This window comes from Psychroserpens mesophilus, from assembly GCF_050617655.1.
Lineage (GTDB): Bacteria > Bacteroidota > Bacteroidia > Flavobacteriales > Flavobacteriaceae > Psychroserpens > Psychroserpens mesophilus_A.
The window spans coordinates 292,557-318,434 of the sequence record NZ_JBODQC010000002.1 but is presented as its reverse complement, the minus strand read 5'-3'; the positions used below and the strand labels follow the sequence as shown (position 1 = coordinate 318,434).

Sequence of the window (25,878 nt, the reverse complement as noted above, 5' to 3'; positions counted from 1 at the left end):
ATAATAGTAATGAAAATAACATACTTTTTAGTGGTTTCTTTTCTGTTGTTGAGCATTTCAATACAAGCACAAGAGTTGGTGCCAATAACCAAAACAGAAGTCTTATCTAAGGTCTCAGAAAACAATACGAGTATTAAAATTTCTGAAGAAGAATTTAATCAGGCTAAAGCAGATTTCAGACAAACAAATGCTGTGTTTTTACCAAACATTACAGCAAGCCATACTGGAATTGCAACAACAAACCCATTAATGGCTTTTGGTTCTAAATTGAATCAGGAAATAGTAACTCAAGCAGACTTTAATCCAGCATTATTAAATGACCCTTCACAAATAGAAAACTTTGCTACAAAACTTGAAATACAGCAACCCTTAATTAACCTTGATGGAATGTATCAGCGTAAAGCGGCTAAGTCAAAAATGGAAGCGATGTCATTGAAAATAACCCGTACACAAGACTATTTGGTGTTTGAAGTTGAAAAAGCCTATATGCAATTACAACTGGCTTATAAAGCTGTTGAAGTTTTAGAAAAAGCACTGAAAGCGGCATATGCGAATAAAAAATTAGCAGATAACAGTTTTAAACAAGGGTATTTACAACGTGCAGATGTATTAAATGTTGAAGTACGTGTCACTGAAGTTCAAAATCAATTACAAACAGCAAAAAGTAATGTGCAAAATGCATCTAATTATTTGTCGTTTCTGATGAATGATGAAACTTATGTAGTGTATACACCAACAGATAGTTTGACAGTTTCAACTTTTGGAATGATGGACCAGTCAATATCAGAAAACCGTTCAGATATTAAGGCGATGCAATTAGTTTCAAATGCTTATGAAGCTATGAGTAAAGCTGATAAAATGGCGTTTTTACCAAAATTAAATGCGTTCGGAAGCTATGAACTTTATGATGATCAAATCCTTCAGGCAGATGCCAATGGATATTTAATTGGTGCACAATTAAGCTGGGATCTTTTTCAAGGTTCTAAACGTTTTGGAAAAGCACAAAAAAGTAAGGCAGAGTTTGAAAAGTCGAAATTAGAATACAAGCAATATGTGTCACAAAGTCATCTTGAGTTAAACAAAGCCAAGCGAGCTTTTGCAGATGCTGAAAACAAATTAGAACTCACCACTTTGGCTCTGCAACAGTCTGAAGAATCTTTAAGAATACGAACCAACAGATTTAAAGAAGGTTTAGAAAAAACGTCCGATTTATTATTAGCAGAAACGCAATACGCACAAAAGCAATTAGAATATTACCAAACTATTTTTGAATACAATTATGCGCAAGCGTATTTACAATTTTTAACCAAGAAATAACCTTTCGGCTGCACACAAGTAAACAGCACCTTGTCTGGCCGAATACAGTTAAGACATAATTATAAAATAAATAAAAATGAAAAATATATATACCATCCTAACCTTATCTGTGGCTTTATTAATGACGAGTTGTGGCAGTAAAGACAAAAAAGTAGTTACAGATAATTCACCTGCAATAGTTGTAAAAATGAGCGAGGTAGAAGCACATGAAAACAATTTGTTTTTATCTGTGAGCGGCAAAATTCAAGCGTCTAATAGCGCAGATTTAAGCACCAGAATGATGGGTTATGTCAATAAAGTACACGTTAATGTTGGCGATACAGTAAAAGAAGGTCAATTATTAGTGTCTATTAATAACACCGATTTACAAGCGAAAAAAGCGCAGGTAAATGCCAGCATCACCGAAGCAACAGCAGCATTTAATAATGCACAAAAAGATTACAACCGTTTTAAAAATTTGTTTGCTGACAATAGTGCCTCTCAAAAAGAATTAGATGATATCACAGCTCATTTTGAAATGGCTAAGGCACGCTTAGAAGCAGTGAAGCAAATGAAAAATGAAGTTAATGCTCAATTTATGTATAGTAACATAACAGCGCCTTTTAGCGGAATAATTACCAGTAAAAATGTAGAAGCAGGCAATATGGCAAATCCAGGAGTGCCTTTAATAAGTATAGAAACTCCAGATTATTTTGAAGTGATGGCAATGGTTCCTGAAACTGAAATCTCTGAAATTGAACAAGGAACTAAAGTGGATGTCATGGTAAAAGCCATTAATAAAACGATTAAAGGTAAAGTTGTCGAAGTAAGTACTTCTGCCAAGAATACTGGTGGACAATATTTAGTAAAAATAGATTTAGATAAAACAGATGCTAATATTTTGTCTGGCATGTTTACAACCGTTCAATTTCCTGTAGAGCGTAAAGCAACATCTGAACTGGTTTTAATTCCAAAAGAAGCCATTGTAACTAAAGGTCAGTTGTCTGGAGTTTATACTGTAAGTCAGAGCAACACCGCAATATTGCGCTGGTTACGTTTAGGAAGAACATTTGGAAACCAAGTAGAAGTATTATCTGGCTTAACCGCAGATGAAAGCTATATTGTTTCAGCTGAAGGGAAGCTTTTTAACGGAGCAAAAATATCAATTCAATAACTAAAAAGTCGCGTTAAGGATAGCAAAGGAAATCCTTTTTTTGCTGCCACATATGGCAAAAAAAGATTGTAATGGATAGCCTGTTAAAACGCCCAAAACAATAAACTTAAAATGAAAGAAGGAATCGCAGGAAAAATTGCCAAAGTCTTTATGCAGTCTAAGTTAACGGTACTGTTAATGATTGTATTTATGGTCATTGGTGTCTATAGTTCGTTTTTAATTCCGCGTGAAGAAGAACCACAAATTGATGTGCCAATGGCTGATATTTTTGTTGGCTATCCAGGTGCAAGTCCAACAGAAGTGGAATCACGGGTTATTAAACCTTTAGAACAGTTGATCTCGAATATTAAAGGTGTGGAATATGTGTATTCTACCTCTATGAAAGAACAGGGAATGGTCATTGTTCAGTTTTATGTAGGCGAAGATATTGAACGTTCGTTTGTAAAGCTGTATAATGAAATCAACAAGCACATGGATCAGATGCCAGCAGGTGTTACGTTTCCACTGGTAAAAACACGTGCTATTGACGATGTACCTATGTTAGGTTTAACGTTGTGGAGTGAGAATTACGACGACTACCAGTTAAATCAAATGGCTCAAGAGCTTGAAGCTGAAATTAAAAAGGTAAATGATGTAGCAATAACACATAAAATTGGTGGTAGAAATCGTCAGTTACGTGTGGTTTTAGATAAAGATAAATTGGCTTCCAGTGGACTGGATTTTTTGTCGGTTTCAGAAATGATAAAGGCAAATAATAGTCAGTTAAGTTCAGGAAGCTTTGATAAGAATGATACTGAATTCCTGATTAATACAGGGAAATTTTTAGAATCGGTTACAGATGTTGAAAATTTAGTAGTCGGTGTCCAACAAAACCAGCCCATTTATTTGAAGCAAGTTGCTAAAATTATTGATGGACCAGAAGTACCGCAAAACTATGTGAGCTTAGGTTTTGGAAGCGGAAGCGAATTAGCGTCAGATTATAATTCAGAATACCCAGCTGTAACCATTTCTGTTGCAAAACGAAAAGGAGCAGATGCGATGAAAATTGCAGAAGTAATCATCGATAAAGTTGAGCATTTACGAACGACATTAATCCCTGACGATGTTCATGTTGAAGTGACCAGAAATTATGGTGAAACAGCATCTCATAAGGTATCAGAATTACTCTTGCACCTTATAGGTTCTATCATTGCAGTTACCATTGTTGTGATGTTAGCTATGGGTTGGCGAGGCGGATTGGTCGTGTTTTTATCGGTTCCAATTACCTTTGCACTGACTTTATTGAGCTATTATATGCTCGACTATACTTTAAACCGAATTACATTATTTGCATTGGTTTTTGTAACAGGAATTGTGGTAGATGATTCGATTATCATTGCTGAAAACATGCATAGGCATTTCAAGATGAAACGCTTACCATTTAAACAAGCCGCTTTATATGCGATCAATGAGGTTGGAAACCCAACGATATTAGCCACATTTACAGTTATTGCTTCGGTGTTACCTATGGCTTTTGTATCTGGTTTAATGGGACCTTATATGGCGCCAATGCCTATTGGAGCATCTATTGCCATGATTTTATCCTTATTCGTAGCCTTAACTATTACACCGTATTTAGGATATATTTTCTTAAGAGAAAAAGATAAAAAAGGCATTGAAGAAAAACCAGAAAAAGCGATAGAGGATACACGTATTTATAAGATTTATAACAAATTTGAAAGACCACTTTTAGAAAGCAAAGGAAAACGCTGGATGTTTTTACTGGGTACTTTTGTTGTGTTACTGGGAACCATGGCTTTGTTTTTTACCAATTCTGTTGCTGTAAAAATGTTGCCTTTTGATAACAAGAATGAATTTCAGGTCGTCATTGATATGCCTGAAGGAACAACATTGGAGCGTACTGGAGTCGTAGCTCAAGAAATTTCACAGTATTTATCGACACGACCAGAAGTGGTCAATTACCAAAACTATGTAGGCACATCTGCACCAATTACGTTTAATGGTTTAGTACGTCATTACGATTTGAGAGGTGGCAGTAACATGGCAGACATTCAGGTTAATTTAATTGATAAAGGAGAACGTTCTGCTCAAAGTCATGACATTGCTAAATTGTTACGTCCCGACATTCAGAAGATTGCTTTAAAATATAATGCGAATGTAAAGTTAGTCGAAGTGCCACCAGGACCACCAGTTTTATCAACGATAGTTGCTGAAGTTTATGGACCAGATTATAATGAGCAAATAAAAATAGCTAATAGTGTTAAAAATATCTTAAAAAATACAGATGATGTTGTTGATATTGATTGGATGGTTGAAGATGATCAGACCGAATATCAATTTGAAATCAACAAGGAAAAAGCCATGTTGTATGGTGTTGCACCACAGCAGATTGCTTACACTATGAATATGGCATTGTCAAATAGAGCCGTCACCAATTTATATGACGAAGACGCAGTAAACCAAATTGATTTGGTGTTAACATTAGATGAAAAGGAAAAATCAACAATTACAGATATATCTCAATTAAAAGTAAAATCGAAACAAGGTCATATGGTTCCTATTGCAGATTTGGTAAGTATAAGTGAAACTACTACAGCAAAAAGTATTTATCGTAAAAATCAGAAGCGTGTGGTTTATGTCTTAGCTGATATGGCTGGAGAACTGGAAAGTCCAGCATATGCCATTTTAGGAATGGAGAAAAAGTTAAAAGAAATTGAATTACCAACAGGTTATGAAATTAACGAAATGTATTTAGGACAGCCAGATTTTGAAGATGATTACACCGTAAAATGGGATGGAGAATGGCAAATTACACTAGAAGTATTTAGAGATTTAGGGATTGCTTTTTTAGGTGCCATTATCTTGATTTACATTTTGATTGTAGGCTGGTTCCAAAACTTTAAGGCACCAGTGGTAATGATGGTCGCGATTCCATTATCCTTAATTGGAATTATTCTGGGACACTGGATTATGGGAGCATTTTTTACAGCAACCTCATTTATTGGTATGATTGCTTTAGCAGGAATTATGGTAAGGAATTCCGTTTTACTGATTGATTTTATCAATTTAAGAACAGCAGAAGGAGTTCCGTTAAAACAAGCAGCTATTGAAGCTGGTGCTGTTCGTACAACACCAATTTTGCTAACCGCAGGAACAGTTGTAATTGGAGCATTTGTAATCTTGTTTGATCCTATTTTCCAAGGTTTAGCCATCTCGTTAATGGGAGGCACTATTGTTTCAACTGTGTTGACACTGTTGGTTGTACCATTGGTATATTATATGATAGAGAAGAAGAAGAAGTATAAATAATGAGATTCTGAAACAAGTTCAGAATGACGTTTAAATTTTAAAAAAATGAAATTAGTCATAGTTACAGCAGTCGAAGAGTTTCAAAGAGACGTTTTGAAACTTTTCAAAAAGGCAAATATTCACAACTTTAGTAGTTCAGATATTGATGGTTATAAAAATGGATCATCAATACTAATGGCATCTAGTTGGTTTTCAAGTGAAAAATCAGGGAATGAATCAAGTTTGTTTTTTTCGTTTACAGACAATGAAAATATTGATGTGTTATTTGATGTTATAAAAGAATTCAATTCAAATTTAGAAACCAATAATCCTATAAAAGCGGTTGTGGTTCCAATTGAAAGATACATATAAAAAAAGAGTTTAATCTTAAAAATAAATTAAAATGCTAAATACATATTTTAGAGTTATAGTAGGTACAATGGTACTATTAAGTGTTGTACTTACCGTTTATGTTAATGCGAACTGGATGTGGTTTACAGTTTTTATAGGTGCAAATTTAATCCAGTCTGCATTCACAAAATGGTGTTTATTAGAAACTATTTTAGTGAAATTGGGTGTTAAGAAAGAAGGAGGTAATTGTAAAACGTGTTAAGTTTAAATATTGTACTAATCATTAAGTTAAAGTTGAAAACTTAAGCTTAAAATTAAAATGCGATCAAAACCAACAATATGCAATTACTCATCAGTCCAACTGTCTATCAATTTCCTTAGTTCATTGTCTATTCAATAGACTCACAATCAAAAAAGATAAAACAAACACTTACAAATATGTAGGTGTTTTTTTTATTTAGAAAAAATACAACCACTTACAGAAAATTGAAACCAATATTATTGATTTAAATATTAAGTTTGTGAGTTACAAATTATGTTGCATTATTTTAAGTACATATTAATTCTTTTTCTTTCGTTAACCATAAAAGCTCAAAACCCAGTTTTAGAGCAAATGGCGAATATATCAAATCTTCCAGACGTAGAATTTTATGATGTTATTGAGGATCAAAAAAACTATATATGGTTAGCTGCTAATAAAGGTTTATATCGCTATGATGGTAAATCATACCAACGGTTTAGTCACCCTAATCAAAAAGGAAATTCATTATTTCAATTAAAAGAAGATCACGAAGGACGGTTGTGGTGCAACAATGTTTACGGACAGCTTTTTTATATAGAGAACAACAGATTAACCCTTTTTTTAGACGCTAGTCATTTGGTAAAAGGTCAATTGTCTCCATATACAATTTCAGAAAATCACATACGATTATTTACAATTACAGGTGTTTACGATATAGATAAAACTACCAAAAAAATAAATAAAATTTTTGCAGGTATGTGTATTAGTAATACAAATTTAAATGATGATAGTTATGTGTTCGCAATTAATAATGAAGGGCTATTAAAAAAGCATCGTGTTTATAAGATAGAAGCAACTAAGAGCAAAAAAATATTAGAAATTGAAAGTTTAAAACTTATACAATCCCCTAAGTTATTTACACTTAAAAATGACGTATTCTTGACACATAAGAGTGAAGATGGCAATGTTATATACCTAATTAATACAATTACTGATACAGTAAGAAAACTGCAAACACCATCTCAGTTAAAAAATGAAATTATATACAACTATCTAAATATCAACAATGAGTACTGGTTTTTAACGACTTCAGGAGTGTTGATTTATGAGTTTGAAAATGAAACTTTCAGATTTAAAAAGCAGTTTTTTAGTTTGGAGTCTATTACTGATGTTGAAATAGATTTTAATAACAATCATTGGTTCACGACATTAGATAATGGTGTCTTTGTTTCTCCAAATTTAAATATTAGACACGTAGAATTAAAGATTCCAAAATCTAAAATAACAGCATCTTGTACTTTACAAGGCAATCAATTTGTATTAGGAACAAATGACGGTAAATTATTATTTTACAATCAATCAAATTGCATTAAAATCCTTCAGTTACCAGGTCATAAAATAATAGGAAACCTGTTTTATGATGACCAACAACAGCAAGTAATAGTAAGCATTAATGCTTCAGAATCGTTTGTAGTTAATTTAAAAAACGACAAAATCACAGATGCAATTAACAAGTTTTCTGTAGCTAAAACCATTTCTAAACTCAATGACACCTTACTATTTTATGGTAATTATAAAGAAGGTATAGTTTATAATAATCCTTATAATTCAATTGAAAAAAACATCTTACGTTCTAGTCGGGTAAAGACTTCAGTGGTTCATAACGATAAACTTTTTGTGTCTTATATTGACGGCTTATTTCAATATAATTTAAATACGTTTTCTTCAGAAGAAATACAATTTCAAGGCCATAGTTTGTTGGTTAATACAATGAGTACATCTAACACAGCGATATGGCTTGCCACTCAGCATAATGGCTTAATGAAGTTTGAGAATAATAACTTAAAACAATCTTCAATTGGGCTACCAGAAGATTTACTAATAAATACTATAAAATCTGATGGTGATGTATTATGGATTTCCACCGATTCAGGATTGTTTCAATACAATACTGTAACCAAGGCTTTAAAATCTTTAAATGCACAAGATGGCTTAAATATGGCCGTAAATGATTTTCTTGTCCTCAAAGATGCTATTATTGTATACTTACCGCAATCCTTTTATATATTACCTAAAGGGGAAAGTTTGTTTAAGAAATTTAAAACTTCAAAAATTAAAATTGAAGCTGTGCACATCAATGATCGAGATACCGTTGTGCAGTCATATTATAAACTTCCTTATCACTTAAATAAAATTGCATTACAATTTAATTCTAATGGCTTTCAAACCAATAAACATGTGACTTATCAATATCGCGTACAGCAATTAGATACCACTTGGCAAAATATACCATTGAATACTCACGTCGTTAATTTTAATAGCTTAGCAAGCGGAACTTATATCGTAGAGCTAAAAGCAAAAAATGTAAGCACAAAAAATGCAGTATTTTCATCTCCTATTACTTTTGTAATCATCAAACCGTTTTGGGAAACCTACTGGTTTTATAGTTTGATTTTATTAGTAATAATTGGATTGATTTGGCTGTACTTTAGATGGCGATTGAAACAAAAAGAAGAGCAACGTATTACTGAAATTGATAAAATTTTAACCGATAAAAAAATCACCAATTTACGCTTAGAGAATTTACGTTCACAAATGAATCCGCATTTTATTTTTAATGCTTTAAACTCTATTCAAGATTACATTATTTCGAATGAAAAGGAACTGGCAAGTTCGTATTTAGTGAAGTTTAGCCGACTTATAAGAATGTATTTAGATTACAGTCAGCAAAACGAAATTACTTTACAACAAGAATTAAACGCTTTAAAACTGTATTTAGAATTAGAAAAGGTACGTTTTGAAGAAGAATTGGAATACAGCATTAAAACAGATGAACGTTTAAAAACCAATCAAATTAAAGTACCATCATTATTTATACAACCTTATGTTGAAAATGCTTTAAAACACGGATTACTACACAAGTCAGGCGATAGGAGACTAATTGTTGAAACCAAAATAATTCAACCAAATAAATTACAAATAACCATTGAGGATAATGGTATTGGTCGTGAGCAATCAGAAAAAATAAAGCGACCAAACTTACAACATAAACCCTTTGCTACTAAAGCCAATGAAGAACGGGTTCACCTGTACAAAAACAAATTAAAACGTGATATAACCATTGAGGTAGAAGATTTGAAAAACAAAAATCAAAAATCTTCAGGAACTAAAGTGATTATAACATTGCCAATATAATAGAAGATGAAAGCCTTAATTATAGACGACGAAAAACGAGCAAGACATTTGCTGTATAACCTTATTACTGAACACTGTGCAAACATTACCAGTATTGATGAAGCACAAGATTTAGCTTCTGGTGTAGACTTAATAAAAGCGTCAAAGCCAGATGTGGTGTTTTTAGATATAGAAATGCCTAATCAATCAGGTTTAGATATTTTGGAATACTTTCCTAATCATATAGATTTTAAAATCATATTTGTAACAGCATACAACCAATATGCTATTGAAGCCTTTAAACTTTCAGCAGTTGATTATTTATTAAAACCTGTTGATACAACTGAATTAAAGGAAGCTGTCGCTAAAGCTGATGAAGCCATAAAAACCAATAACTTATACAATCAATTAAATAAGCTACGTAACTCTTTAGAACAACTCTCTATGGATAAAATTGTCTTAGAAATTCCTAAAGGGATTATGTTTGTTTCACACAATGATATTTTATATTTTGAAGCTGATGGAATGTATACTAATGTGCAATTAGTCGATAGTAAACAAAAAACCATTTGCAAGCCTTTAAAGCATTTTGTAGGCCAATTAGAAAACAATGCCCTGTTTTTTAAATGTCATCGATCTTATTTCATAAACCTAAAATATGTGGACGAATTGGTAAAAGATAATGGCGATTATTTATTGATGAGTAATCAAAAACGCATTCCAATTTCAAAATCTAAACGCGATCAATTTTTAGAAGTCATTAAAGAAACGTTTATGTAAATTTCTTTTAGAAAGAAAATAGAGCTATTCAGAAAAAAGCACATTAAAAACCTTTAATGTTATAGTTGTTTTGTAGTTGATTAATTATAAAAAATCTCAACTACAATGAAAAAAACTTTACTCTTATTTACAACCTGCTTATGTTTTGGTTTGATTTCGGCTGTTGCTCAAAACGTAAACATTCCAGACACTAATTTTAAAAGCTATTTGTTAGCAGACTCAGCAATTAACACCAATAACGATTCTGAAATTTCTATAGCTGAAGCGCAAGCATTTTCAGGCGAATTATTAATAAATGGTTTATCAATTTCAGATTTAACAGGAATTGAGGCCTTTGTTAATATTACAAGATTAGATTGTTATACTAATAATTTAACTGCTTTAGATGTTAGTAATAATCTTGCGTTAACGCGTTTACACTGCGCAGGAAACCAGATTGAAACATTAGATATTAGTGCAAACACATTAATTACAGACATTCAATGTCATAACAATGGTGTTTTGTCTGAATTGAACATAGCCAACGGAAATAACAGCAATATTAATTGGATGAAAGCCTATGGTAATAGTTTATCGTGCATTCAAATAGATGCAGGTTTTACACCACCTGCAGAAGCTGGAATATACAGTCAAGGTTGGACAAAAGGTAACTCAGCTTTTTACAATGAAGATTGCGCAGCGTTAAACCAAATAGTAAACATTCCTGATGTAAATTTTAAAAGCTTTTTAGTTAATGATAGCAGTATCAACGTAAATGGAGATTCTGACATTACTTTGGCTGAAGCACAAGCAACAACAGAGTTAATTATGAATGGTGTTAGTATTGCAGATCTTACTGGTATTGAGGCTTTTATTAATTTAACACGATTAGATGTACCAAATAACAGCTTAACTACTATTGACGTGAGCAACAACTTATCTTTAACACGTTTGCATGTTGCTTCAAACAATTTAACAAGTTTAGATATTCGTTTAAATACAAGTATTAATGAGTTGTTCTGCTATAATAATAGCGCATTAGATACCTTGTTAATCTCTAACGGAAATAACAGCAACTTTACCTACATGAAAGCTTATAGTAATCCAAGTTTAACGTGTATACAAGTAGACGCTGGCTTTTCGCCACCAGCAAATAGCGGACAATATGTACAAGGTTGGACTAAAGACAATCAGGCAAGTTATAGCGAAAATTGTATACCAGCAGTATATTACGTAGATGCTAATGCTACAGGAGCCAACGATGGTAGCTCATGGGCAGATGCCTTTACAAACGTAACAGATGCTTTGGCAAATACCAGTTTAAATGATGCTGTTTGGGTAGCAAAAGGGACGTACACTTTGGCAGATAAAAACACGCCAATAATTGTCAATACAAACGAAGTAGATATTATTGGAGGTTTTTTTGGAACCGAAACGACCTTAGCAGATAGAGATTTTACTGCAATTCACACGACGAATGCAACTATTTTTACAGGAGATATTAATGGTGATGATATCGATGGTGATTTTTCTTCAAACAAAACTGATAATGCGGAGCGTTTATTTGAATTAAGAACGAGTAACGTCACTTTTGATGGTATTATTTTTGAAAACATTTACGACACATCACAATCTGGTGGAGTAGAAGAAAACGGTGTGATATTTATACCTAATAGTTTAAATGCTAATAATTTGAAAATTAAAAATTCGGTATTAAGGAATAACTATTCTAATGGGTATTTACTTAAAATGAGAAGATTTAATCAAGGATTACTTATTGAAAATACCAAATTTATAAATAACACCATTGTAAATATGGGATTGGTTTTTGTGCAATCAGACAGCACAAACGGTTATATTTTTACACGTTGGGCAAATGTATTGGTAGCAGAAAACGATATTAATCTTGCAGCGCTAAATATTTTCAGAGAAGATTTTAACAATGGTAATACCTTAGATGTTGTAATTAATAATAGTACGTTTGTTAATAATGATTATAATGGTACTTATGGTAATTCTATTACGGCATCAGGTAATGGAAGTGTAAACCTAAATGTTAATAATTCTATTTTTTGGCAGAATACAACTAATGGTGCTGCAGCCACTAGAGATATTTCCAACGGAATTGATGCAAATTATGATGTGTTTATTAAAAACACCATTGCTAATGTTTCTTCTAACGCTGGAACTAATGGTACGTTTAACGCAACAAACCTAACAACTTTAGAGCCAGCAACAGATAATTTAAATTTAGATAGCGATTACAAGCCAACTTCAGCTTCAAATTACATTGTTGATCAAGGAGATAATGCACTTTATGATGTGAGTTTATTTGGCGATTTAGATTTAGCTGGTAATGATAGAATATTTAATAGTACGATTGATTTAGGTACTTATGAGTATACCTCTACATTAGGAGTGGATGATGTTGCTTTTAATACAAATTCAGTAAAACTATATCCTAATCCTGTAAGAGATATATTGTTTATTAAATCGAAAGCACAAATTGAAAGTGTATCTATTTACAGAATTAATGGACAGTTAGAAAAACAATCTAATGCAATAAACAACGGTATTGATGTGTCTGAATTAGCAGCAGGCTTATATATGATTCAAATTAAAACATCAGAAAATATGATTAACCAGAAGTTCCTTAGGAACTAAGTTGATATTGTATAAACTTAATTTAGCGCTCAGTATGATGAGCGCTTTTTTTATTACATGTATTAAATCATTGGAAACAAAATTATTATACCGTAGTTTAAACTTTTACAGTAGTAATATTAACATGTTCTACAGATGGTAGGGTCAAATACTTTTGAAGATAGTATAGAAGGTAGTATCTGAATATTCTGTAGATGCTGTTTGTTTATTATTTACGTTTAAAAGGACAGATAGAGTAGAGGTTTAAACATCTCATGAGAGGGGTAATGATATAGTTAATAATCTTAATTAACACTATGATTCAAATAATAAAAAAGCCCACCTTTTTTGGTGAGCTTTTTCTATAAATTATTATGAGTAATTAATTTTTAGCTATTCAACATTACAGGCATCACAAGCATAGTTACTTGTTCACCTTCATCTAAACCGTCAATTGGAGTTAAAATTCCAGCTCTGTTTGGTAAACTCATTTCTAATTGAACTTGATCTGCACTTAAGTTATTCAGCATTTCAGTTAAAAAACGTGAGTTAAAACCTATTTGCATATCGTCACCTTGATAATCACAAGTTAAGCGTTCTTCGGCTTTGTTAGAGTAATCAATATCTTCAGCAGAAATATTTAATTCAGCTCCAGCAATTTTTAAGCGGATTTGATGTGTTGTTTTATTTGAAAAAATACTTACACGACGAACAGAGTTTAAAAACTGAGTCCTATCAATAGTTAATTTATTTGGATTCTCTTTAGGTATTACCGCCTCATAATTTGGATATTTTCCATCAATTAAACGACACACTAATACTGAGTTTTCAAAAGTGAATTTTGCATTAGAATCATTATACTCAATGGTTAAAGCCTCATCACTTGTTGCTAAAATTCCTTTTAACAGATTTAAAGGTTTTTTAGGCATAATGAATTCGGCAACCTGATCCGCTTTTATATCTTCACGAGTATATTTCACTAGTTTGTGTGCATCAGTTGCAACAAAAGTTAAGCCTTCAGTAGAAAATTGAAAAAACACACCACTCATAACTGGTCTTAAATCGTCATTTCCAGCGGCAAATATCGTTTTGCTAATTGCAGTTGCTAAAATATCTCCTGCAATTGTAGTTGTACTTGGATTATCAAGTTCTACAGCTTTAGGAAACTCATTTCCATCAGCATATGCTAAGGCATATTTACCATGATTTGAACTAATTTCAACAGTGTTATTATCTTCAACAACAAAAGTTAGCGGTTGTTCTGGAAAAGTTTTCAGCGTATCTAAAAGCAAACGTGCAGGTAAGGCAATGCTTCCATCTTCATCACTTTCTACATCCAAAGTAGAAGACATAGTGGTTTCAAGGTCACTTGAAGATACAGTAAGTTTTGAATCTTTCAATTCAAAAAGAAAATTATCTAAAATTGGAAGTGTATTAGAATTATTAATAACACCACCTAATACTTGTAGTTGTTTAAGTAAATATGTACTGGATACAATAAATTTCATGCGTGTTTTATATAAAAGAATTGAACAACAAATATATTTTATTAAACTGATAATATTAAGTCTTATTTATACAATTTTATTAACATTAAGAATTAGAGGTGTTTCAGGTATTTTTTTATTAAAATATTCAGAGATTACATTTTTAGTTAACAGTTGTTAGTTTTATAGTTTTAAATGATTTATTTTTATAAAAAAAAATTAAATTCTATGAAAAGAAGTCCACTAAAAGTACATTTAGTGCTTGCCCTTTGTTTGTCTATATCATCTTATTTATTTGGACAAACTTCAGCCCAAAAAAAGGCTATTGCAGAAACCTACGACCAAGAATTACTTGAACAACTTGCTTTAGAGTATACACGTGTCTTTAAAGAAGATTTTGAAGCTGCTAAAATTTATGCTGCTGAAAATAATATACCAATAACTATTGAAAGAGAAAATGGAGGTATAGCAGTGTTACACAAAGTTTTAGATGATGGTTCTTTATTGTATACTTCAACCACTAATGAAGGAGCAGGAATTACAATTAGAGCTAATAGATTATATCCTGGCCCAACAGGAACCTTAGATCTCGAAATTGAAGGAGAAGGTATTATTATTGGAGTTTGGGATGGTGGATTTGTCTTGCCTACGCACGAACTTCTTGAAGGTAGAGTACAGCAAGTTGATGATGCTACCGGACTTAGTAGTCATGCGACTCATGTATCTGGTACGATTATTGGTTCTGGAATACCAGCTGGTGGAAATGCAAAAGGAATGGCTCCAAAAGCCACTGTTTTAGCTAATGATTTTGATAACGATATGGGTGAAATGGTGCCTTTAGCAGCAGCAGGACTTCTACTTTCAAATCATTCTTATGGTGTTCCTGCAGAAAATGTGTCAACAGCTTATTTAGGAAGTTATTCCAATGGTGCGCGAGCTTTAGATGAATTACTATACAATACACCTTATTACACACCTGTTTATTCTGCAGGTAATGATAGAGATGATGGCGTTAACCCAGCTGATGGTGGTTATGACCTTTTAACAGGAGATAAAAATGCAAAAAATAATATTGTAGTTGCCGCAGTGAATACTGTAGCAAATTACACAGGATCTGGAAGTGTTACGATGTCTAGCTTTAGTAGTTGGGGACCATCTGATGATGGAAGAGTAAAACCAGATATTTCGGCGAAAGGTGTAAATACTTACTCTTCTGTGGCTTCGGGAAATGATGAATATACTTTTTATAGTGGTACCTCAATGGCAGCTCCAAGCGTTACAGGAGCTCTAGCATTGTTGCAAGAATTACATAGTGATATACATGGTAACTTCATGAAATCTGCAACATTAAAGGCCTTGATGATTCAAACAGCTTTAGAAGCTGGTACGTATCCTGGACCAGATTCACGATTTGGTTGGGGTTTGTTAAATACTGAGGCAGCAGCACAAGCATTATTGGATGAAGGATTTGAATCACTTGTTGATGAAAACTCCTTGACAAATTTTGGTACGTATACTAAAACCGTTACTTCAAATGGTGTAGATCCACTTGTTGTTACTATTGCTTGGACAGATCCTCCAGGAAATGTGTCAACTATTGAAGATGATACAACTCCAAGGTTAGTTAATGACTTGGATTTGGTGTTAGAAGATCAAAATGGAAACTTATTTTATCCATGGAAACTTTTCACACTTATAAGTACCTTACCTGCAGCGAGAGGTGTCAATGATGTTGATAATGTTGAAAAAGTAGAAATTGATGTTCCTTCTGGAGATTATATCATAAGAGTAACTCATAAAGGAAATTTACTTAATAATTTTCAGGATTTTTCTCTTATTGCGACTGGCATTTCTGAATCTGATTTTGCATACACTCCTGATAACATGAGAAAAGAAATTTGTGCTAATCAAATTGCCCAATATGAATTTAATTATGCTTCAAGTACGACCTATAACGGACCTACAACTTTATCTGTAGCAGGTTTACCATCAGGAGCTGTGGCTACTTTCACACCATCAGAAATTACATCTGATGAAGATTTTATTCTCGAAATTTCTAATTTAAATTCAGTAAGTGCTGGAGTTTATCCTATTACAGTTATTGCTTCAGGTTCTTCGTTAACTAAAGAAGTTGAACTGGAACTGGAAGTTAAAAATGCTGACGTGTTGAGCAATCCGGTTTTAGGGTATCCAAATAATGGTGAAACAGAGGTGTTTATTTATCCTACATTAACCTGGAATGGTGATGCTAATGCTTTAGAATATGAAGTCGAAGTGGCTTCTACTTCAGATTTTTCATCAATTATTTTTGAAACAACTACAACAGAAACAAATATAGCTGTTCCTGGTCTGGATAGTAACTCACTTTACTACTGGAGAGTTAAAGCTATATCTGAATGTGTTGAAGGAAGCTTTTCTGACGCATCGTTTACAACAGAGAGTGTTAATTGTTCTAATCTGTTTACAGCTCAAGATACACCATTGGCCATAACCTTTGTTCCAAACGAAGTTGAATCGGTCATTACGATACCTGCCAGTGAAAATATTTTAATTGGTGATATTAATGTAACAATGGGTCTAAATCATACTTGGTTGGCAGATTTAACAATTAGTTTAATCAGCCCATCTGGTACTGAAGTTGTTTTAATGGATGGAGCTTGTGGAGATGATCAAAATGCTAATGTCACCTTTGATGATAGTGGAATTGCTTTCGAATGTTCGGGAGGAACTCCTAGCGTTACAGGTGTGATTAGAGGTCAAAACTTATTGTCACCTTTTATTTCTGAAAATTCTGCCGGAAACTGGACTTTGAGAGTTGTTGATGGTTACAATCAAGATGGAGGTGCTTTAAATACTTTTGCTTTGGAAATTTGTGAAACAGCTGGACCATTAAGTATTGCTGATAATATTTTAGAAGGTTTTGAAGTGTTTCCCAATCCTGCAAAAGATTATTTCGAATTTTCATTACAAAACCAAAACAGTACTGTAAATCTTAGTATTTATGATATTAATGGAAGAGCGTTAATTTCAAAAGCATTCCATATTCAAGATCGAAAAATAGTTGATACGACTAGCTTATCTGCAGGGATTTATCTGGTAGAAATTAATAATGGTAATCAAAAAGGAGTGAAGAAACTTATTATAAAGTAGTAATTGATATTTTAAATATAAAAAAAAGACCACAGTTATCGTGGTCTTTTTTTTATGTGTATTTCTGTTTCCTAAAATAACTAAATACGAATCCGAATAGCACTAAAATTACAAGAGGTAAAGCAATATTAACCATTTGCCATTTGCCTTTTTCTTTCTCTATTTTTTGTGGATCTAAAAACTGAAGCGCTACATCTTTAGTTCTGATATTAATAAGTCCGTCATCATTCAATAAATAATTAACCGCATTTTCAAGAAATTCAGAATTCCCAAATCGACGACCTGTCATACGGTCAAACCCTAACTCCTGAGGTTTATTTTTTATGACATCATTTTTAATCACATCACCATCAGCTATCACAATCATTTTGGTAGCACTACTGGTCGTTTTATCGTCATTGAGCTCAAAGGGTTTAACTCTATTTTTATAAACCGACGTAAATTCACCTTCTAATAAAACAGCTAATGTCTGATAAGGAGTTGTATAGGTTTTTGGATCAGGTTCTTGGGTAACGATTTCTAAATCTACCTCACTAGGCACACCCACAAGCTTTGTTAATTGAGAGCTTCTCAGTAAAATAGTTTTATCAACTGAGTTTTTTAAGGTGTCAATCTGGCTGGCAAAATCAAATCGTACAGGATTAATATTAGTTGTAATTGGATGATTCGGATTGTTAGCAGCCAAAGGCGAATATGGCCATTGTACTGGTTGAAATTGCGCATTGCTACCTTCTCCTATAGCCAGAGTGATTGGAGCAGAGTAGAGGTCATTAACCATAACAGGATTTATACGCACACCATATTTAAAGAAAAAATCATTAAGATTAAGATCTTTCATTATGGCAACAGCTCTTCCAGAATTACCATACAAACTATCTTGATCCATCACAATCGCTTCAGTTAACCAAAGGCTTTTTCCACCTTGCATCGTATATTGATCGAGCACATATTTTTCTTCTTCAGAAAAAGGCTCCATAGGTTTAGCTGAAATAATTAAATCATAGGTATTGAGATCCTTCAAGGTTTTTTGCGGATTGCTGGCTACGCTATCTAAGGTAAAAGGTGCTAAAAAGTAATGCGCTCCCAGTCTTTGAAGAAAATCAGCAACATAGGCATCTTTTAATTGATTATTTCCTCTCAAAACAGCTATTTTTTTTCCTTTTGGATGGACTAACTTTTTGAAAGCTTCTGCAAATACATATTCTAAATTCTGAATAGAACCATTAACGAGTTCCTGATCTGAAGCACCTATTTTATTTTTTATTAAAGGCACAATAACGGTTTGTTCATTATAACTTGCCAGAGCCCATGGAATTACAACCTCTTGCGAGGTTTTACCATTTTCCTGAACCGTAATTTGAAAGGGTTGCATGCCACGTTGTGCAAGCTGTTGAATGCGTTGTTTTCGTGTAGCTTCATCTTCTAACGGATTGATAAAACTAAATTTGAGATTCTCATTTGAAACGGCAAACTCTTCTAAAATCTGTTGTGTTTCATTGCGTAACCGTCTAAATTCTGAAGGAAAATCTCCTTCTAAAAAGACATCAACAATTATAGGAGCATCAACAGTTGCAATAGTTTCTTTGGCAGCATCAGAAAGCGTGTAGCGTTTATCTTTTGTTAAATCAAAACGTTTGTAGACTTGGTTAGAAATCAAATTAATGACAAGGATTGCTACTAATGTAATGCCTATGGTTATGATATATTTTTTAGTCGTTATCATCAAATTCTATAAGGTCTTTATAAGTGTTTACAGTGGTAACTTTATTGTTTTTAAATACGAGTTCAATACACTCTTTTTCTTGATTAAATGCACCTGGCTCAATCCCTAAACTATAATTCCATCTATTGGTATCATGATTTTTTTTGAGATCATCCCAAGATAGCCATTCATGAGTTCCTAAAAGTAATATAATTTCACTTTTCGATTTTCCTGTTAAAGTTTCAGAAGCCAGCATGTTATCAGAAATCTCGTAGCGTAATGCTGGTTCTTCTTTCCATAATTCTGAAGAAAAATACTTTTGATGATGGTAATTGCTAAAAATATTTATCATAGGATAAACCATATAAAAATATATAAAAGGTGTCAGAACTAAACTCACTATAAAGGTTAACCATTTGCGTTTATCTATGGTATTCACAAACAGGAAAACGAGCACAAATACAATGCTCATTATAACAACTAACGCAGTAGTAACAATCATTGATTAGTACGTTTAATGTTTAGGGTTGTTAAAATAACAAATAACACCGTTACACTTAAAAAATAAATTATATCTCTGGTATCTAAAACACCACGACTCATACTTTTGAAATGGGATTCCATACCTAATTTTTCAATATAAAAAAGATCTTCAAACAGATTGTAGTTCGATAAACCTTCAAATCCGAAATAAAAAAAGAAGCAAATAAAAACAGCGATAATAAATGCTACAATTTGATTGTCTGAAAGGCTGGACGAAAAGACACCAATGGCAGTGTAAGCAGCCACTAAAAATAACAGCCCAAAATAGGAACCCATAATACTTCCTAAGTCAAGATTTCCTTCGGGATTTCCTAATTTAGAAATGGTATATGCGTATAATAATGTCGGAATTAAAGCGATAAGAATTAAAGCAAATGCACCTAAATATTTTCCGAGAACGATGTGTAAATGACTAATAGGTTTTGTGAGAAGCAACTCTAGTGTGCCTTGCTTTTTTTCATCTGCAAAGCTTCTCATGGTCACAGCTGGTACCAAAAAAATAAGAATCCATGGTGTTAATAGAAAGAAGCTGGATAAATCTGCAAAACCATTATCTAGAATATTAAACTGACCCTTAAACAACCAAAGGAATAAACCATTGAGTAATAAAAATACAGCAATGACCAAATAACCAATAGGAGAAGCGAAGAAGGTGTTGATTTCTTTTTTGAGTATGGCAAACATTTAGTTGTTGTTTAACTGTTTTAATTTTTTTCTGAATGTAATGATTTTAACACTATAAAAGAAAGTTAGTGTTAAGCTGTATACTGAAGCAATAAGACTAACGGTTTGCGGAACAGGCTTTTTGCTTCCGAGTCTGTTATAAAGTACAGAAATAATTAATATTACAATCCAAATTACGAATGGTATTATTAATTTTTTCCATGCATGTTTAAGTTCGCTTTCAGTCATTAACTCATTAGTTTAAGCTTACTATTTTATTCACACTCCAAGCTTCAGGCTTGGTATTAAATAATGGTTTTGTTTTTGACCACACACTTTTAAACAAATCGGAGTGTCTGTAATTTTCTAAATCAGCTTCAGAGTTCCAGTAACTATACGTGAAAAAGAGGTTTGTATTGTGTTTATCACGATAAAGTTCTAAAAACTCACAACCTTCAAAAGCTCTTATCTTATGTTTTACAGTTTCAAAATCGGCAAGGAATTCATCAATTTTTAAGGGATCAAAACCCATTTTAACAATTCTTACAAACATAATTTTAACGTTCTAATAGTTCTTTTCCTTTTGGGATTACAGGAGTAGTAATAAAGTTTACGGTAACTGTATCTCTCATTTTTAAACCCATTAAACTAGAGGCACTACCAACAGTATTGTTGTCACTTTTATAAACTGCAATTTCTAAATAGCCAGAAGAATTAAAAACAACTAACCCTTTACCTGCGTCATAGCGTTTTTCTTCAGGAATATCAAAATTGATGGCATCACTATACTTGTCATAGATTTGCTTAAATTTATAACTACGTGCTGAAATTTCATAATTACGAGTCTTTTGAACCGATTCAAAAAACGGACGTTTTATATTTGTAATAACATTCCCATAATTATCTATGTAAATCACACTACCAATAATTTGATTTCTTTCGTCGTTTACAAACGGAACTAAATTTTTTATAGGTTTAATGGTGTCAATCACTTTACCAATGACTTCTAAAGTTCCACCACGAGCAATGTGACAAGCCACATTTACAAAAACATCTAAAACAGGAAAGCTCGTTGCTACACGATCGTGAATGTTTATTTCTACAATCTTCTGTGGTGCAATGTCTCTACAAATCATACTCATTATACCATTGTTGGCACAAATAAAATAATGATCGTCGAGTTGAATAGCGATATGTTTATTCTCAGGATTAAGTTCAGAATCAATTCCAATAACATGAATGGTTCCTTTAGGAAAGCTGCTATAAGCATTCTGAATGATATAAGCCGCTTCAGAAACATTAAAAGGAGCGACAGAATGTGAGATATCAACAATTTTCACATCTGTCAATTCACTGTAGATAGCGCCTTTGATGGCACCAGCAAAGTGGTCTTTTTCGCCAAAATCGGTTGTTAAAGTGATGATTGCCATAGATGAATTGCAAAAAATAGTTAATAGATATAAGCGCATTACTAATCTGACACAAAACTGTTAAAAACTAATTGATTTTTTAATCTTAGGAAAACCTAATGAATTAAATAGTTTAATTATTTTTGGTAGAGATGTTATTAAATGAGCTTCATTTTCTCTCATCACAAAACTAATAAAACAAAACAGATTAATTTATAAATCGAATAGCTTTTGAACGAACTTATTTTAGAACTAGAAGAAATAACTCCTAAAGAATTTTTTGGAGCTCAGAATGCCAATATTAAAATCCTTAAAGAATACTTTCCGAAACTTAAAATTGTAGCCAGAGGCAACAGTATAAAAGCCTATGGTGATGAAGATTTATTGGAAGAATTTGACCGTCGTATGAATATGTTGATGGAACATTTTGGAAAATACAACAAACTTGACGAGAATGTCATTGAGCGTGTATTAACTAGCCAGAGTAGTGATGACTATACAACATCTACTCAAAGTGGTGAAACAATTGTACATGGTGTTAATGGTAAAATAATTAAAGCACAAACTGTAAATCAACGTAAGTTGGTAGAGAGCATGCGTAAAAATGATATGGTGTTTGCTATTGGTCCAGCAGGAACAGGTAAAACCTATACAGGTGTCGCATTGGCTGTAAGAGCTTTGAAGAATAAAGAAGTCAAACGAATTATTTTAACACGACCTGCTGTTGAAGCTGGAGAAAACTTAGGGTTTCTTCCTGGTGATTTAAAAGAAAAACTAGATCCATACATGCAGCCACTTTACGATGCTCTTCGTGATATGATTCCTGCTGAAAAACTGGCAAATTTTATTGAAAACGGAACCATTCAAATTGCACCATTAGCATTTATGCGTGGACGAACATTAGACAATGCATTTGTAATTTTAGATGAAGGTCAAAATACAACCCATGCTCAAATGAAAATGTTCCTGACACGAATGGGAAAAAGTGCTAAGTTTTTACTAACAGGTGATCCAGGTCAGGTCGATTTACCGAGACGAACCATTTCTGGTTTAAAAGAAGCTTTACTTGTCCTTAAAAATGTTGAAGGTATTGGTATGATTTATCTAGATGATAAAGATGTCATTCGTCACAAATTAGTCAAGAAAGTAATAGAAGCCTATAAGAGTATTGAAAACAGAGATTAATTTTTTCAGGAGCTTATTCCAGCTTTCGGCAGTCGCTCTCTGCGAGGAGCTCCAACAAATGCCTTAATCTGGGCTAGGGCTAAATCGCAGACTATTGTATTTTTAACAACTTAACACGTAAACGACAAAACAACAATGAGTAACACTATTATAGCATCAAATTTTAAGTTTCCAAAGCAAAAAAGTGTTTACAAAGGCAAGGTAAGAGAAGTCTATAACATTAACGATGAAGAACTGGTCATGATTGCTACAGATCGATTATCTGCTTTTGATGTGGTAATGCCAAAAGGTATTCCGTATAAAGGTCAAATTTTAAATCAGATTGCAACAAGTATGATGAAAGCTACAGAAGATGTAGTGCCTAATTGGTTGACTGCAACGCCTGATCCTAATGTAGCTGTCGGACATTTATGCGAACCATTCAAAGTAGAAATGGTCATTCGTGGTTACCTGTCTGGTCATGCAGCTCGTGAGTATAAAGCAGGAAAACGTATGTTATGTGGTGTTAAAATGCCAGAAGGCATGAAAGAAAACGATCCATTTCCTCAACCTATTATTACACCAGCTACAAAAGCAGACATGGGAGATCATGATGAAGACATTTCAAGAGAAGATATTTTAAAACGTGGTATTGTTTCAGAAGACGATTATATCGTTTTAGAAGATTATACTCGTAAACTTTTTCAACGAGGAACAGAAATTGCTGCGTCTAGAGGGTTGATTTTAGTAGATACCAAATATGAATTTGGAAAAACTAAAGACGGAAAAATTGTACTGATTGATGAAATTCATACACCTGATTCTTCGCGTTATTTTTATACTGAGGCTTATCAGGAACGTCAAGATAAAAACCAGCCACAAAAACAACTGTCTAAAGAGTTTGTACGTCAGTGGTTAATCGCTAATAACTTTCAAGGACTTGAAGGGCAAACGGTTCCTGAAATGAGTGATGATTATATAGAGACGGTTAGCCAACGCTACATTGAACTCTACGAAAACATCATGGGAGAACCCTTCGTAAAAGCAGATGTGTCTGATATTCAAAATAGGATAGAGACAAATGTTTTGGCTTATTTAGGATAAGAAGAGTTGTATGTCATTTTGAGCAACACAATGAAAAAAAGATATTGTAAAAATTGTGAAACTGAATTTAAAGGAAACTACTGTTTTAATTGTGGACAGGTTGCCACAGCAAATAATCGATTAAAGTTTACCAATATTTTCAATGACTTTTTTGATAATACCTTTAACATCCATAAGGGCTTTTTTTTTACATTTTGGAAACTTCTCATTAGACCTAGCGAAGTCCTTAAATCCTTCATTCAAGGGTCACGCAAAAAATTTACAAATCCAACGAGATATCTTGTCATTGCTTTAGCTATACACGAATTTTTTAAGTATTGGTCTAATGCTAATGAAGCCATTAATGCTGAACATTTTCAAGGGTTTTCATTTCTTTCAAATCAATTAAATACAAGCATGTTATTATGGGATTTAAGATTAATAACAGATTGGACATTATTGGGGAATTTAATAGAAGCGTTGGTTTTTCCAATTGGATTTTATGGATTATTTAGAAAGTTAAGATATAATTATTCCGAATTACTGACCCTTAGTTTTTATCTCATTGCGAACTCCATTTTTATAACGACTTTTTTTGTCGGACTTCCAAAACTGCTGATAAATGCTTATGCACCAGTTCTCTTTGTGGTTATAGCAATCATGATATATTATATATATGCATTAACGACCTTTTTTAGAGAGGTCGCACTATTGAAAAGAATACTATTTGTATTGATAGGACTCGTAATCTTTTTCTTTATTCGCTTCCTACTAATTCCGTTATTGTTAGCGCTTCTTTTTCCATTGAGCATTTAACTAAAACAACTCTTATTTTTTAGAAAATACCGATTAAAATTAACACATAGCAACATTTCTGACTCATTGCTATAGCCTTAGTTTACTTCGAAAATCGGATAGAATTTTCCTCTGGTTCGTTTTCTATTTACTAACTTAGTGCCAGCCAACGTAATTATCAATTAAAATAACAACTTAAAACAAGATTTAGTAAATGAAAAAATTTAAACTACCATTAGGGATTGTGATGGGATTACTAATTTTTTCTTGTTCTTCAAATGATGACAATAACAACAGTAGCACTGAAGTTTCAATAATTGGTACATGGAGATTAATTGGAGTCAGTTCTTCTGATGCAGGAAATGCACAATTAACAGATTGTGGACTTATGACGAGATTGACTTTTATGGAAAATTCAATGGCAAGTTTTAAAGAACATTATGACAATAATAATGATTGCTTAGAGGATAATTACACTGTAGAATATTCTGTTGATAACAATTCATTATCTTTTATCTCAAATGCAGAATCGAATAATTTCTTATATGAATTGACTGCAACAAGTTTGAGTTATTCGCAAACTGAAAATGGTATAACAAATACAACCAGTTGGCAAAGAGGTGAATAAAAATAGTTGAAACAACATTAGTAATCAATTGTTTAATTTGTATACTCTTATAAAATCCGCTAGAGCTTTCCGAGTAGGCTAAACCTAAAGATTAGTTACGCACATTGATGTGTGTGGCTTTTTTATTCTTTTCTATATTCTAAAATATCTCCAGGTTGACACTCCAAAGCTTCACAATTGCTTCAAGTGTCTTAAATCGGATTGCTTTAGCTTTACCAGTTTTTAATATGGAAAGATTTGCGGGTGTAATACCCAGAATTTCGACCAATTCTTTCGATTGCATTTTTCTTTTGGCAAGCATGACATCTAAATTAACTACTATAGCCAT

At 32.7% G+C, this 25,878-nt stretch carries 20 protein-coding genes and 1 pseudogene; 13 read left to right on the top strand and 8 right to left on the bottom strand.

Going from position 1 to position 25,878, the window contains the following annotated elements:
• Nucleotides 1-9 precede the first annotated feature (9 nt).
• The 8 genes from ACRHNM_RS05700 (at nucleotide 10) to ACRHNM_RS05665 (ending at nucleotide 12,947) form a co-directional block, all read left to right on the top strand.
• Nucleotides 10-1,317, top strand: coding sequence for a TolC family protein (locus ACRHNM_RS05700; RefSeq protein ID WP_431134575.1), 1,308 nt, complete (start codon nucleotides 10-12; stop codon nucleotides 1,315-1,317).
• A gap of 76 nt (nucleotides 1,318-1,393) precedes the next feature.
• Entirely contained in the window at nucleotides 1,394-2,470 is a 1,077-nt protein-coding gene (locus tag ACRHNM_RS05695) for an efflux RND transporter periplasmic adaptor subunit (protein WP_431134573.1), read from the top strand.
• Nucleotides 2,471-2,581: 111 nt separating this feature from the next.
• Nucleotides 2,582-5,779 (top strand): efflux RND transporter permease subunit, encoded by a 3,198-nt coding sequence (locus ACRHNM_RS05690; protein WP_431134571.1) that lies wholly within the window; start codon nucleotides 2,582-2,584, stop codon nucleotides 5,777-5,779.
• Nucleotides 5,780-5,824: 45 nt separating this feature from the next.
• On the top strand, nucleotides 5,825-6,130 hold the full coding sequence (locus ACRHNM_RS05685; protein ID WP_431134569.1) for a hypothetical protein: 306 nt from the start codon (nucleotides 5,825-5,827) through the stop codon (nucleotides 6,128-6,130).
• A gap of 31 nt (nucleotides 6,131-6,161) precedes the next feature.
• Entirely contained in the window at nucleotides 6,162-6,371 is a 210-nt protein-coding gene (locus ACRHNM_RS05680; protein ID WP_431134568.1) for a YgaP family membrane protein, read from the top strand.
• Between the two features lie 351 nt (nucleotides 6,372-6,722).
• A complete protein-coding gene (locus ACRHNM_RS05675; RefSeq protein ID WP_431134566.1) occupies nucleotides 6,723-9,545 on the top strand; it encodes a sensor histidine kinase in 2,823 nt (940 codons plus the stop codon).
• Between the two features lie 6 nt (nucleotides 9,546-9,551).
• Nucleotides 9,552-10,304: a LytR/AlgR family response regulator transcription factor gene (locus ACRHNM_RS05670; RefSeq protein ID WP_431134564.1), complete on the top strand. Its 753-nt coding sequence runs from the start codon at nucleotides 9,552-9,554 to the stop codon at nucleotides 10,302-10,304.
• A gap of 105 nt (nucleotides 10,305-10,409) precedes the next feature.
• The gene (locus ACRHNM_RS05665; protein ID WP_431134562.1) at nucleotides 10,410-12,947 is read left to right on the top strand and encodes a T9SS type A sorting domain-containing protein; all 2,538 of its coding nucleotides are present in this window, start codon (nucleotides 10,410-10,412) and stop codon (nucleotides 12,945-12,947) included.
• Between the two features lie 368 nt (nucleotides 12,948-13,315).
• On the opposite strand, the gene dnaN is transcribed toward ACRHNM_RS05665, so the two are convergent.
• Nucleotides 13,316-14,434 carry a DNA polymerase III subunit beta gene (dnaN, locus tag ACRHNM_RS05660; RefSeq protein WP_431134559.1) on the bottom strand — a complete coding sequence of 373 codons (1,119 nt, stop codon included), beginning with the start codon at nucleotides 14,432-14,434 and terminating at the stop codon, nucleotides 13,316-13,318.
• A gap of 207 nt (nucleotides 14,435-14,641) precedes the next feature.
• Here dnaN and ACRHNM_RS05655 point away from each other — a divergent pair, with 207 nt between their 5' ends.
• The gene (locus ACRHNM_RS05655; RefSeq protein ID WP_431134557.1) at nucleotides 14,642-17,563 is read left to right on the top strand and encodes a S8 family serine peptidase; all 2,922 of its coding nucleotides are present in this window, start codon (nucleotides 14,642-14,644) and stop codon (nucleotides 17,561-17,563) included.
• Between the two features lie 52 nt (nucleotides 17,564-17,615).
• On the opposite strand, the gene gldG is transcribed toward ACRHNM_RS05655, so the two are convergent.
• From gldG to ACRHNM_RS05625, 6 genes are read right to left on the bottom strand one after another with little or no spacing between them, the layout of a single operon-like run.
• Nucleotides 17,616-19,286, bottom strand: a complete 1,671-nt coding sequence (gldG, locus tag ACRHNM_RS05650) for a gliding motility-associated ABC transporter substrate-binding protein GldG (RefSeq protein ID WP_431134555.1) — start codon at nucleotides 19,284-19,286, stop codon at nucleotides 17,616-17,618.
• The gene (locus tag ACRHNM_RS05645; RefSeq protein WP_431134553.1) at nucleotides 19,273-19,767 is read right to left on the bottom strand and encodes a hypothetical protein; all 495 of its coding nucleotides are present in this window, start codon (nucleotides 19,765-19,767) and stop codon (nucleotides 19,273-19,275) included. The genes gldG and ACRHNM_RS05645 overlap by 14 nt, the downstream gene beginning before the upstream one ends.
• Nucleotides 19,764-20,492: a gliding motility-associated ABC transporter permease subunit GldF gene (gldF, locus tag ACRHNM_RS05640; RefSeq protein ID WP_431134551.1), complete on the bottom strand. Its 729-nt coding sequence runs from the start codon at nucleotides 20,490-20,492 to the stop codon at nucleotides 19,764-19,766. Before gldF ends, ACRHNM_RS05645 begins: the two co-directional genes overlap by 4 nt.
• On the bottom strand, nucleotides 20,493-20,720 hold the full coding sequence (locus tag ACRHNM_RS05635) for a hypothetical protein (protein WP_431134549.1): 228 nt from the start codon (nucleotides 20,718-20,720) through the stop codon (nucleotides 20,493-20,495).
• A gap of 7 nt (nucleotides 20,721-20,727) precedes the next feature.
• Complete coding sequence (locus tag ACRHNM_RS05630; RefSeq protein ID WP_431134547.1) at nucleotides 20,728-21,024, bottom strand: putative quinol monooxygenase; 297 nt, start codon at nucleotides 21,022-21,024, stop codon at nucleotides 20,728-20,730.
• Nucleotides 21,025-21,028: 4 nt separating this feature from the next.
• Entirely contained in the window at nucleotides 21,029-21,901 is an 873-nt protein-coding gene (locus ACRHNM_RS05625) for an SAM hydrolase/SAM-dependent halogenase family protein (RefSeq protein WP_431134545.1), read from the bottom strand.
• Between the two features lie 210 nt (nucleotides 21,902-22,111).
• On the opposite strand from ACRHNM_RS05625, the gene ACRHNM_RS05620 reads away from it, so the two are divergent.
• From ACRHNM_RS05620 to ACRHNM_RS05605, 4 genes are all read left to right on the top strand, one after another.
• Nucleotides 22,112-23,065, top strand: a complete 954-nt coding sequence (locus tag ACRHNM_RS05620) for a PhoH family protein (RefSeq protein ID WP_431134543.1) — start codon at nucleotides 22,112-22,114, stop codon at nucleotides 23,063-23,065.
• Nucleotides 23,066-23,200: 135 nt separating this feature from the next.
• Nucleotides 23,201-24,148, top strand: a complete 948-nt coding sequence (locus ACRHNM_RS05615; RefSeq protein ID WP_431134541.1) for a phosphoribosylaminoimidazolesuccinocarboxamide synthase — start codon at nucleotides 23,201-23,203, stop codon at nucleotides 24,146-24,148.
• A gap of 30 nt (nucleotides 24,149-24,178) precedes the next feature.
• Nucleotides 24,179-24,943 carry a DUF3667 domain-containing protein gene (locus ACRHNM_RS05610; RefSeq protein ID WP_431134539.1) on the top strand — a complete coding sequence of 255 codons (765 nt, stop codon included), beginning with the start codon at nucleotides 24,179-24,181 and terminating at the stop codon, nucleotides 24,941-24,943.
• Between the two features lie 193 nt (nucleotides 24,944-25,136).
• Nucleotides 25,137-25,550 carry a lipocalin family protein gene (locus tag ACRHNM_RS05605; protein ID WP_431134537.1) on the top strand — a complete coding sequence of 138 codons (414 nt, stop codon included), beginning with the start codon at nucleotides 25,137-25,139 and terminating at the stop codon, nucleotides 25,548-25,550.
• A 122-nt stretch (nucleotides 25,551-25,672) separates the two neighbouring features.
• Here ACRHNM_RS05605 and ACRHNM_RS05600 read toward each other — a convergent pair.
• A pseudogene (locus ACRHNM_RS05600) lies at nucleotides 25,673-25,878 on the bottom strand (helix-turn-helix domain-containing protein).